This window comes from Ruegeria sp. YKSD163 (assembly GCF_059612905.1).
In genome coordinates this window covers 38,830-48,798 of record NZ_JBXWRM010000020.1, presented here as the reverse complement: position 1 = coordinate 48,798, position 9,969 = coordinate 38,830, and the positions used below count along the sequence as shown (strand labels likewise).

Annotated in this window: 10 protein-coding genes; 6 read left to right on the top strand and 4 right to left on the bottom strand. The window is 63.8% G+C overall.

What is annotated here, in order from left to right:
• Positions 1-113: 113 nt before the first annotated feature.
• Complete coding sequence (locus tag AC2FNA_RS20250; protein ID WP_496829647.1) at positions 114-1,346, top strand: MFS transporter; 1,233 nt, start codon at positions 114-116, stop codon at positions 1,344-1,346.
• 60 nt (positions 1,347-1,406) lie between these two features.
• Here AC2FNA_RS20250 and AC2FNA_RS20245 read toward each other — a convergent pair whose 3' ends face one another.
• The gene (locus AC2FNA_RS20245; protein WP_496829645.1) at positions 1,407-2,198 is read right to left on the bottom strand and encodes an ABC transporter permease; all 792 of its coding nucleotides are present in this window, start codon (positions 2,196-2,198) and stop codon (positions 1,407-1,409) included.
• A gap of 150 nt (positions 2,199-2,348) precedes the next feature.
• Here AC2FNA_RS20245 and AC2FNA_RS20240 point away from each other — a divergent pair, with 150 nt between their 5' ends.
• A complete protein-coding gene (locus AC2FNA_RS20240; protein WP_496829643.1) occupies positions 2,349-2,942 on the top strand; it encodes a GcrA family cell cycle regulator in 594 nt (197 codons plus the stop codon).
• Between the two features lie 108 nt (positions 2,943-3,050).
• Here the strand turns inward: AC2FNA_RS20240 and AC2FNA_RS20235 are convergent, their stop codons facing one another.
• A complete protein-coding gene (locus tag AC2FNA_RS20235; protein WP_496829641.1) occupies positions 3,051-3,575 on the bottom strand; it encodes a YHS domain-containing (seleno)protein in 525 nt (174 codons plus the stop codon).
• Between the two features lie 222 nt (positions 3,576-3,797).
• Between AC2FNA_RS20235 and yghU the strand changes: the two genes are divergently transcribed.
• Together yghU and AC2FNA_RS20225 are read left to right on the top strand one after the other, a co-directional pair.
• Positions 3,798-4,676, top strand: coding sequence for a glutathione-dependent disulfide-bond oxidoreductase (gene yghU, locus AC2FNA_RS20230; protein ID WP_496829639.1), 879 nt, complete (start codon positions 3,798-3,800; stop codon positions 4,674-4,676).
• A gap of 261 nt (positions 4,677-4,937) precedes the next feature.
• Positions 4,938-5,945 (top strand): hypothetical protein, encoded by a 1,008-nt coding sequence (locus AC2FNA_RS20225; protein WP_496829638.1) that lies wholly within the window; start codon positions 4,938-4,940, stop codon positions 5,943-5,945.
• A gap of 15 nt (positions 5,946-5,960) precedes the next feature.
• On the opposite strand, the gene AC2FNA_RS20220 is transcribed toward AC2FNA_RS20225, so the two are convergent.
• Both AC2FNA_RS20220 and AC2FNA_RS20215 read right to left on the bottom strand, forming a co-directional pair.
• Positions 5,961-6,758 carry an SseB family protein gene (locus tag AC2FNA_RS20220; RefSeq protein ID WP_496829636.1) on the bottom strand — a complete coding sequence of 266 codons (798 nt, stop codon included), beginning with the start codon at positions 6,756-6,758 and terminating at the stop codon, positions 5,961-5,963.
• Complete coding sequence (locus AC2FNA_RS20215) at positions 6,727-7,353, bottom strand: uracil-DNA glycosylase family protein (RefSeq protein ID WP_496829634.1); 627 nt, start codon at positions 7,351-7,353, stop codon at positions 6,727-6,729. The genes AC2FNA_RS20220 and AC2FNA_RS20215 overlap by 32 nt, the downstream gene beginning before the upstream one ends.
• Before the next feature lie 261 nt (positions 7,354-7,614).
• Between AC2FNA_RS20215 and AC2FNA_RS20210 the strand changes: the two genes are divergently transcribed.
• Positions 7,615-8,274: an ABC transporter ATP-binding protein gene (locus tag AC2FNA_RS20210; RefSeq protein WP_234143197.1), complete on the top strand. Its 660-nt coding sequence runs from the start codon at positions 7,615-7,617 to the stop codon at positions 8,272-8,274.
• On the top strand, positions 8,252-9,967 hold the full coding sequence (locus AC2FNA_RS20205) for a KpsE/RkpR family capsule polysaccharide export protein (protein WP_496829632.1): 1,716 nt from the start codon (positions 8,252-8,254) through the stop codon (positions 9,965-9,967). The genes AC2FNA_RS20210 and AC2FNA_RS20205 overlap by 23 nt, the downstream gene beginning before the upstream one ends.
• The last annotated feature ends 2 nt before the right edge of the window (positions 9,968-9,969 follow it).

Below are 9,969 nucleotides of genomic sequence, written 5' to 3'. Positions count from 1 at the left end.
CTTCGCGATAATCTGTCGAACTTGCCTCGAGGCGACGGATGCGTCGCAAATCGCCAAGACCCGCCCTGCTTTCCCACCGATCCTGAGCCTACGCACTCTCCGGATGGTCCGCTATGCATGAACGCCGAATTCCTGAATGGGTCCGCCATTCCCCCGCCCCTTCGGTACGGGATTTCGGCTTGCTCGCCGGGCTCGAGGCGGTGGTTCGCGGCATTCTGATCTCGGTCTTTCCGCTGATCATGTACCGGGCGCTGGGTGACGCCGAACGCGTGTCGATGGCCTATTTCCTGATCGGTTTCCTCTCGCTGGGCGCGGGACTGATGGTGCCCAGCCTGATCCGCTATGTCCCACGACGTTGGGCCTATTCGGGAGGGGCGCTGTTGTTCGTGGCCGGGGCGATGCTGGCGGTGCAGGGAACGCCCCTGACAACGATCGCCGCGTTGGCCTGCAACACCGTCGCCGCGGTGGTTTGCTTCATCTGTTTCAACGCCTATGTGCTCGATTACATCGAGCGGGTGGAGCTGGGCAGGTGCGAAACCAGCCGGATGTTCTACAGCGCGCTCGGCTGGACCGCCGGGCCGATGGCCGGGGTGTTGTTGATGGAGGTCTGGCCGCCAGCACCTTTCGTGATCAGCGGCGTCGCCGCGTTGGCGATGCTGGCGCTCTTCTGGGCGCTCAGGCTTGGCAATGGCAAGATGATCGCCCGCGCCCGCCGCCCGGCACGCAATCCGCTGGCTTTCCTGCCACGCTTCTTTGCCCAGCCACGGCTGGTCGCGGGCTATCTCTTCGCGATGATCCGATCCTGTGGCTGGTGGGTCTATGTGGTTTATCTGCCGATCTTCGCGATCGAAGCGGGGCTCGGAGACCAGTTGGGCGGTATCCTCTTGTCGATTACCAACGGCATGTTGTTTCTGGCCCCGCTGATCCTGCGCTGGGTGCAGTCAAGATCCTTGAAAAGCGCGGTGCGCATCGGCTTTGCCGGGGCCGGGCTCTGTTTTGCCACCGCAGGGCTGATGTCGGGCTGGGCGCCGGTCGCCGCCGGATTGCTGATGCTGGGATCGTTCTGGCTGATCGTGCTCGATATCTGCGCGGGCCTGCCCTTCCTGATGGCAGTGAAACCGTCAGAGCGCACCGAGATGTCTGCGATCTATTCCAGTTACCGAGACGTGTCGGGCATCCTGACACCGGGCGTGGCGTGGCTCGTGCTGCTGGCCGCGCCGGTGGCGGGCATCTTCGTTGCCGGCGGTGCAGGCCTGTTTGGCGCTTTCACCATCGCCGCCCGGATGCACCCGCGCCTAGGTCGCCCGCGGGTTCGCTTCGAACCCGGCTCGCTCGCTGATGCCTGAAGTGGGCGCCGTTTTCCGGCACGGAAAACGGGCCGGAATTCTTGCAGAATTCCGGCTGTCTCATGCCTTCAGCCGATACCCCCGATTGAGCAGGGCCCAGGCCAGCAGACAGACCGCCAACGTGGCCCCCAGACAAACTGCCAGGCCCAGCGCGGGCGAACTATCCGAGACACCGATCATCGCGAAACGCAGCCCGTCGATCAGATAGAAGACCGGATTGGCGTGGGTCAGTCGCCCCAGAAGCGGCGGCAAGGCCTCGACCGAATAGAAAGTGCCAGACAGAAACGCCAGCGGCGTCACGATGAAATTGGTGATCGCGGCCATCTGGTCGAACTTGTTGGCATAGATCCCCGCCACCAGCCCGAGCGCGCCCATGAACCCGGCCCCCAGCACCACAAATCCCAGCGCCAGCAGCGGGTGCACCGGCACGATCCCCAGCACCAGCACCAGCGCCACCGCGATCGCAAGCGCCACCAGCAACCCACGCACCACGGCGCCCGCCAGATAACCCAGGAGCAACTCCAGCGCCGACAGCGGCGGCATCAGCGTATCCACGATATTGCCCTGCACCTTGGAGATCACCACCGAGGAGGAGGTATTCGCAAACGCGTTCTGGATCACCGTCATCATCAGGATCCCCGGCGCCAGAAAGGTCAGGAACGGCACCCCCATCACCGCGCCCCGGCCAGCGCCCACTGCCAGCGAGAAGATCATCATGAACAGACCCGCCGTCACCAGCGGCGCCAGCAGGGTCTGGGTCCAGACCACCAGAAACCGCATCACCTCGCGCGCGGCAAGCGTATAAAGCCCCAGCCAGTTCACCTGTCCGAACCGCCGCACACCCAGTTCCATCGCCTTCTCTCCCACTTGCCACCGCCCTGGTCTTTTCCCGATTCGAAATGCCTTGTAACCCGGCCCGCAGTGACTAGAATAGGGCGCTGAGACAATTTCCGAAGGCGGCCGCAGCTCTGGGGCCGCTTTCCCGCTTTTGAGAGGCAAACCATGTCCTGGACCGACGAGCGCGTCGAACTGCTCAAGAAAATGTGGGGCGAGGGCCAGTCGGCCAGCCAGATCGCCAAGGAACTGGGCGGCGTCACCCGCAACGCGGTCATCGGCAAGGTGCACCGTCTGGGCCTGTCCAACCGCAGCTCGGGCGCGGCGCCAGCCTCGACCAAGGCCGAAGCAAAAGAAAAACCCACCGCCACACCCAGGCCAGAGGCCAAGCCAAAACCCGCGCCGCGCCCCGAACCGGTTCGCGCGGCCCCCGAGCCTGCACCGGCACCGCAACCGGCCGAAGCCAAGCCGATCCCGGCGCGCAAACAGATCATCCCGGCCGGCCAACCGCTGCCGCCACAGCCTTCGGCGAACGAAATCAGCCCCGAGGCACTGGCCAAGGTCAACGAGGTCGAGAAAAAGGCCAAGAAGCTGAGCCTGATGGAACTGACCGAGCGCACCTGCAAATGGCCCGTGGGCGACCCCGCGACCGAGGATTTCTGGTTCTGCGGCCTGCCGGTCCAGCAGGGTAAACCCTATTGCGAGGCGCATGTCGGCGTGGCGTTCCAGCCGATGAGTTCGCGCCGCGATCGTCGCCGCTGAGGCGGTAGCTTACCGAACGCTTCCACAGCAGGCACGAAGACTGCAAAAAAGGGTCCGGGACAGACGTTCCGGACCCATCACTCGTTACCGACACCTGTCGCGCGCAGATCAGTTCTTGACCGGAGCCGCCGATGTGAAATCGGGGATTACGTTGGTGGAAGCCGCTTTATCCTCGATCCCCGGCCAGTTCCCCTGAGCCTTGTTGATGTTTCCGGCAATGTCTTCCTCCCAGAAACCAACAACGTTCTTCGTGATGTTCAGGTAAAGCTTGTCATCGACGATGCGCCACAGGTTCGGGTTGCCCGGAACCTTGCCGCCCTTGGATACACCATAGGCGCAATGGCCGTCATATTGCGGCGCGTAATAGGCCGGGTTGGCCAGAAACGTGTCGCGGTTCTCGGTACTGGCAAAGGCCCAGGTCGACCCGTTCCACTCGGCGGTGATGTCGGCGCGGCCCTTGACCGCCTCTGGCTGGGTCTGGCCCACCGGTGCCTGGGACAACGCGCGATAGGCGATCACATCATAGCCCGAAACCGCATAACCGGTACCGTCAAGATATTGCGGACCGGCCAGAACCGGCGCGGCCAGTGCGGTAATGGCTGCGGTGGCAAGGGCAAGAGCGAGACGTTTCATGAAGAGGTTCCTCCGTTTGCTGTTGACCCGAGATTATCCTTGTTGCCCATCCTTGGCAGCGGACCTCGCGCGGCTGTGACCCCACATCGACGATTTGTGAGTGGGACCGGGCTATTGTTTCAGTTGCATTCCCTGCCCCGGCATTGGACTTTGCCCTTCCGGCCCCTAGCTCTCCCTAACCGGGTGCCGCCGCCCGTTGATGTAACATTCGAGACGAAAGCCATGACCGAACAGACACCCTATACCCCGCCCCGCGTCTGGACCTGGGACAAGGAAAACGGCGGCCAGTTCGCCAATATCAACCGTCCCATTGCGGGTGCCACCCATGATAAGGACCTGCCGGTGGGCAAGCACCCGTTCCAGCTCTATTCGCTGGGCACGCCCAATGGGGTCAAGGTGACGGTAATGTTCGAGGAACTGCTGGCCGCAGGCCACGCAGACGCCGAATACGATGCCTGGCTGATCAATATCAGTCAGGGTGATCAGTTCGGATCGGGCTTTGTCGATGTGAACCCCAACTCCAAGATCCCTGCCCTGCTCGACCGCTCCGGCCCGGAACCGGTCCGGGTGTTCGAAAGCGCCTCGATCCTGTTCCATCTCGCCGAGAAATTCGGCGCCTTCCTGCCCGCATCGGGCCCGGCCCGGACCGAGGTGATGAACTGGCTGTTCTGGCAGATGGGCAGCGCGCCCTATCTGGGCGGCGGGTTTGGCCATTTCTACGCCTATGCGCCCGAGAAGTTCGAATACCCGATCAACCGCTTCGCGATGGAGGTCAAGCGCCAGCTGGACGTACTGGACCGCGAGCTGGCGCATCGCCCCTTTATCGCGGGCGAGGAGTATTCCATCGCCGATATGGCGATCTGGCCGTGGTATGGGCAGCTGGTTCTGGGCCGGGCCTATGACGCCGCCGAATTCCTGGATGCCGAAAGCTATACCCATGTGATGCGCTGGGCGCGCGAGCTGGATGCCCGCCCCGGCGTCAGCCGTGGCCGCATGGTCAACCGTGTATCGGGCGAGCCGAAGTTCCAGCTGCGCGAGCGTCATGACGCCAGCGATTTCGACACCCGCACCCAGGACAAGCTGGAACCGGACGCCAGCTAACCGCGCGCATCCGAAATTGCGTGGCATCTATCTAAAATGCCGCGCAGAATCAGCATCTTTCCCCGCGGCCGCTCGACCCTTTGAACGCCCGCCGTGTTTCAGATCACAAGACCGGACCGTGCCCCGTCACGGTCCGATCTTTTCGTTTCGAAATCGGCGAAAATCGCGCGCAGCCCGGCGTTGAGCGGCGGGGCCGATCCGGTCATCCCTGTGGCACGGCGCAACGATGCGTCGCTGGTCAAGAGTTTCAGGAGATACCATATGAACATGGCGATGACGCAGGACCTTCCCTGCATGCTGCTCGATGCGGGTTCGGATTTCTCGTATTCGGTCTTTGGCTGGACCGTGACGACCCCGCCCCCCAGCCCGAGCGGCGATGGCATCTTTGCCCAGAGCCCGACCACACCGGCACTGCTCCAGAACGCCAGTTCGCAGCTGGTACCGCCGCAATCGATCGCCTTCAACACCGCCAACCCCTCGCGTACCGCGCTGTTCAGCATGCCGCTTTACAACGGGTTCGCGCCCTCGACCGGGTTCTGGAACCTGCAATCGGGCGGCAGCGCCAATTTCGCGCTGCAACTGGCCGAGGCGACCAATGTCACCCTGACCGTCACTTGCGCCGGGGTCGCCAACCCCAACACCACCGGCAGCCAGAGTTACATCAGCGTCTCGGTCAACGGGCAGCAGGTAGCGTCGAACCAGTTCGTCGCCAACCAGAACTGGCATGACGAGACCTTTGTGCTGGATGCCGCCAAGATGGTGCAGGGCGAGAACACCATCGTGATCTCAGACAGCGGCCAGCAGGGGCTTTGGATCACCGCCGTGGGCGTCAGCACCGCCGATGTGCCGATCAGCGCCAGCTATTTCTGGCAGCAGATCGGCGCGGGAGAGTTGAACCCCGGCAATACCTATAACCGCTCGATCGCCGTGACCTCGGGCAATACCAGCACCGATACCGAGACCGACAGCTTTGCCGAGACACTGGGCCTGACCGTGGGCATCGGCGGCGGCGGCATCGACAAGGCGCTGTTCGGGATCAGCGCGCAACTCTCGACCTCGTTCACCCATACCTCGACCACCGCGCATAGCCTGGCGATCAGCCAGCAGACCACGTCGAGCTATGGCGTCAACATCACGCCGCCGGGGTCGGACAAGGTAACGTTCCAGATCTGGCAGCTGTGCCTGCAATACGAGGCCAACGGCACCCTTCTGACCCAGGCGCTGGGGCCCAATGACGGCCCGATCGTGATCACGCAATACCCGGCCTGACCGGGCCGCGCCGCCCTATTTCAAACGGGGCGGCGCATCCGGGTCCATGCCCGGCGCCGAAGGGCCGCGCGGCGGCTCAGGCGGCTCGGGCAGATCGAAGCGCAGCCCCACCCGCGACAGAGTGGCGGCCATCGCATCCGAGGCCGCGAAGAACCCAACATCCATCGCGCCCGCTTCGACCCCGGAAAAGGTCAGTGCCTCGGACGCGGCCTTGGCCAGCGCGGGTTCGGCCCCGTCGCGCGCATCGACAAATCCCAAGAGATGCCCGCGTCCGCCATCCTGATAGACGACACCGGCCAGATAGGCCCCTTGCGCCAGACCGGCGGCAGTGACCAGCTTGGCATCGAGCGCCGAAAGCAGCGCCTCGGGTAGGCCGCCCGGCGCGGTCACCTCGGTGATCCGGGCCTCGATCTGGTCGGGTTCGTGACCCAGTGTCTCGCTCAGCCAGCCCAGCGCCTCGGCCGGGATCAGCATGGCCGAGGGCGCCACATCGAGGTTCAAACCCAACCCGACCCCCTGCCCCGCCAGCATCGCCGCCAGCACCCGGCCCGACAGCGCCGCATAGGGGGCGGGACGGCCGGTAAAGGCGGCCAGCCGCTCCTCGCGGTCAAAGACCAGCACGAAGCGGCCATCGGCCAGGTCGAAGAGTTCGGGCGACAGGTTCTCGCCGCGCGCCTCTTCGGTCAGCAGCAGGAACAGCTCGGCATCGCCCAGCCGTTCAAAGAAACGCAGCCGCGCGGCATCATCGCCTGCGTCGGCCTCCATCGCGGCATGGGCACGGTCAAGCGGGGTTTGCGCTCCGGTCTGGCTCATTCAGCACCTCTCTGACCCGAGCGCGCAGAACCGGCAGCAACTCGGCCTCGAACCACGGGTTTTTCCTGAGCCATGCCGTATTGCGCCAGGACGGGTGAGGCAAGGCAAAGACGCGCGGCGCATGGTCCCGCCAGGCGGCCACTGTCTCGGTCACCGGGCTGCGCGCGCCCAGGTGATACTTGTGTGCATGGCCGCCCACCAGCACGGTCAGCGGCATCTCTCCCAGTTCGGCCATCACCCGACTGTGCCAGGTCTTTCCACAAACCGGCGGCGGCGGCAGGTCCGCGCCCCGACTGTTGTAACCCGGGAAACAAAACGCCATCGGCACCACGGCGACCCGCGACCGATCATAAAAGGTCTCCTCGTCAATCCCCAGCCAGTCGCGCAGCCGGTCTCCCGAGGGGTCGGTGAAGGGCCGGCCTGAAGCATGCACCCGGGCCCCCGGCGCCTGCCCTGCGATCAGCAGGCGCGCACCGGACCGAAACCAGACAACCGGTCGCGGTTCATGTGCCGTATGCGTGGCGGCAAAGCGATCGGCGCACAAGCGGCAGGCGCGAATCCGCTCGGTCAGAGGCACAGCGACGGGGTCGGTCATCAGGTCGGCTCCTGTCAGGTGACGGGCCAGAGGATAGCCGGGTCCGCCCGCCAATCCAGCCCCGCGCCGGGTCACGCCCACGTGATCGCCATCCCTGCTTGAAAGGTTCCGGCCGCGATTGAGTTTTTGTTTCACATTTGGACATAATGTAGCCAAATTCCCCCTGTAGGCCGGTGGACAACTCCCGCCCCGACGGGGGATGCACGGGCGTGGCCACGGGGTCATGCGACACAGACGACATTGGGCCGCAGCAGATAGCAGATGCTTGAATTCGAGAATGTCAGCAAATCCTTCTGGACGGGATCACAGCGCAAGGTGATCCTTGACCGTGTCTCGTTCCGGGTGGAACTGGGCAAGTCGATGGGTATTCTGGCCCCGAACGGCACCGGCAAGACGACCTTGATCAACATGATGGCCGGTCTCGAAAAACCCGACGAGGGCGTGATCCGCCGCGGCTGTAACATTTCGTTCCCGCTGGGGTTCATGGGCGGTGTGGTGGGCCGACTCTCGGCAATGGAAAACGCGCGCTATATCGCCCGCCTTTATGGCATGGATCCTGACTATATCGAGGCCTATTGCCGGTGGCTTTGCGGTCTTGGCGAGTATTTCGACCAACCGCTGGGTACCTATTCGTCGGGCATGCGGGCACGGTTCTCGTTTGCCTTGATGCTGGCGCTGGATTTCGACATGTACCTCATCGACGAAGGCATGCCCGCCTCGACCGATGTCGAGTTCAACAAGAAGGCCGGCGCCATTCTCGAAGAACGGCTGCGCACGACCACCATCGTCATCGTCTCGCACCAGCCCGGGACATTGGAAAAATTCGCCCGGCAGGCCGCTGTTCTGATGAATGGCCAACTGCATGTATTCGACTCCTTGGAAGAAGCGAAACAGCTCTATGACTACCAAACCCAAGGCTAAGAAATTCCGCATCCGTCGGACCGGCGCCCCCACGGGAACCGAAGGCACAGCCTCGGTTTCCCCCCGCCCCCAGCCGGTGACGAATGTCTCGCCACTGCGCCCACAAGCGGCAACAGCGCGCCCCGAGGCTGCGATGCAGCCCGGCAATACGCCCGCCCGCCCGCAGCGCCCCGCACCCGAAACGGCGCCTGCTGCCCCGGCGGCGATGGAGGGACAGGTGTCCTCGGCCGCCGAAACCGGTGCCGAGGCCGAGATCGACGCCATCAAGCGCGAGGGCCTGACCGGGCGGCAATTGCGAATGGCCCGGCGGCTGGCCCAGAAACACAACCTGCCTGTCACCTCGGACTATGACGCGGTGCGCCAGTTGCGCGCCCGAGGCATCGATCCGCTGGAACGCGGCAACATGCTGGACCTGGTGGTTCAGCGTGGCGGAGGCACCGCCGAAGCGGCCAATGTTGAAGACGCCGAGGCGCAACCGAAGGTTCAACTGCCACAGACGGTGCAGCCGCGCCAGATGCTGCCCTCGACCGAACTGAGCCCGACCCAGCGTCGCGAGATGGAAATCGGCCGCATCCAGCAGGACATCATGCGCCGTCGCCGCCGCAAGATGATGCAGCTGCTGACCCGGCTGGCCTTCTTTGTGTTCCTGCCCACCCTGATTGCTGGCTATTACTTCTACGTGGTCGCCACGCCGATGTATGCCAGCAAGTCGGAATTCGTGATCCTTCAGGCCGACGGCTCGCTGGGCGGGGTCGGCGGCTTCTTTGCCGGTACGCAATTCGCCACCAGCCAGGATTCGATCTCGGTCCAGTCGTTCCTGGAATCGAAAGAGGCGATGCTGCTGCTGGACCGCGACCAGAGCTTCAAGGCGCATTTCCAGAGGGAAGAAATCGACCCGATCCAGCGGCTGTCCCCCGACGCCACCAACGAAGAGGCCTACAAGGTCTATTCGCGGATCGTCACGATCGGTTACGACCCGACCGAGGGGGTGATCCGGATGGAGGTCGCGGCACCCGATCCGCAGGTCGCCACCGATTTCTCGAACAGCCTGCTGTCCTATGCGGAAAGCCGGGTCAACAACCTGTCCGGTCAGAAACGCGAAGACCAGATGCGCGAGGCCCGCAAAAGCTTTGAAGATGCCCAGAAAGAACGCCGCAAGGCACAAGAGGCACTGGTCGAGTTGCAACAGCAAGGCGCGCTGCTGGATCCCGAAAGCGTGATCACCAGCCTGCGCGGACGCATCGACAACGTCGAGGTGCAGTTGCAGGAAAAAGAGCTGCAACTGGCGGCATTGCTCGACAACCCGCGCCCCAGCAAGGCCAAGGTGGATGGCGCCCGCGCCGATATCGCGCGGCTCAACGATGTGCTAGACGATCTGAATGCCCGGATGCTGGACACGTCCAGTGGAGAAAACTCGCTGGCCCGTCTGAGCGTTCGCATCCAGATGGCCCAGGCCGATCTGGCCAGCCGGGACATGATGCTGCAAGGTGCCTTGCAACAGATGGAAACCACCCGGATGGAGGCCAACCGCCAGGTGCGCTATCTGACGGTTTCGGTCAACCCGGTGCCCAGCGAGGAACCGAGCTATCCGCGCAGCTTCGAAAATACGATTTTGGCATTCCTGCTGTTTGCTGGTATCTACCTGATGATCTCGCTCACCGCATCGATCCTCAGAGAACAGGTATCCTCGTAAGC